The sequence below is a fragment of the Streptomyces viridosporus genome, assembly GCF_002078235.1.
Classification (GTDB): Bacteria; Actinomycetota; Actinomycetes; order Streptomycetales; family Streptomycetaceae; genus Streptomyces; species Streptomyces viridosporus.
Map to the genome: position 1 here is coordinate 1 of NZ_MSGP01000085.1, position 844 is coordinate 844.

Here is an 844-nt window from a genome sequence, read left to right on the forward strand (position 1 = left end):
CATCGTCACCGGCTACGCCATCCATCCCACACAGCCCGAACCGGTCGCCACCAAGCCGGTCGTCTCCCGCGCGGCGGTGAACGTCGCCCTCGGGGGTGTGGGGTTCCTCGCGGTGTGCGGCGGGCTGCTGCTGCTCACCTCGTTCATCGCCGCCCTGACCGCGTTCGTCACCCAGCTCATCATCCTGGCCGCCGTCGTCTTCGGCGGCTGGATCGCCGCCCAGGTCCTCGGTCCGAGCGGCAGGGGCGGGACCACGGTGAACATCCGCAAGGCCGTGATCAAGCGCAACCACTTCCACGGTTGATGCGCTGATCCTGTGCACGCTGCCGGCTAGGGCTCCGTTCGGTGGAGGCGCCAATGCGTACTGAGCCAGGTTCGGTGTCCCGGCCGCAGGGGGACTGCTACCGGTTTTCCTTGCAGGTCCGCGTACATCGGATATGCGAGCAGCCCGGCGCCGATGTCGAGCGTGTCGGTGATGGGATTTACCGCAATCTCCCCCAGGTCGAAAAGCCGGTGGATGTCGCGGCGCAGCAGCAGCCCGCCGTACTCATGGTGCTCTCCGCTTTGCGCGTAGCTGTACAGGTGGGCCGCCTCCAAGGCTGTGACGGGCGCGGGGCCCGTGAAGGCGCATCGCTCACCTTGGTCGCGCAACAGCTGTCTACGGAAAGCGCCTTGCCCGATACGTACCCGTACCACCGACTCCCGGTGCCCTCCGGGAATGGCGAGACGGGTCTCCTCCAGCACGTCGAGTGCATCGATGTCGCCCGTGACAGCGAACAGGGCGTTTCGCAGCTTCTCCCACCGCGCGGGCCGCATGCTGTGTTGCGACTTCGGCGAGTCGCAC

The 844-nt window shown here is 67.3% G+C and carries 1 protein-coding gene and 1 pseudogene; one reads left to right on the forward strand and one right to left on the reverse strand.

Annotated features, from left to right (window positions below):
• A pseudogene (locus B7L92_RS06200) lies at positions 1-304 on the forward strand (hypothetical protein); the annotation flags it as partial.
• Positions 305-330: 26 nt separating this feature from the next.
• Here the strand turns inward: B7L92_RS06200 and B7L92_RS06205 are convergent.
• Positions 331-844, reverse strand: a 514-nt coding sequence (locus B7L92_RS06205) for an HNH endonuclease signature motif containing protein (protein WP_143626245.1), incomplete at its 5' end; no start/stop codon positions are given.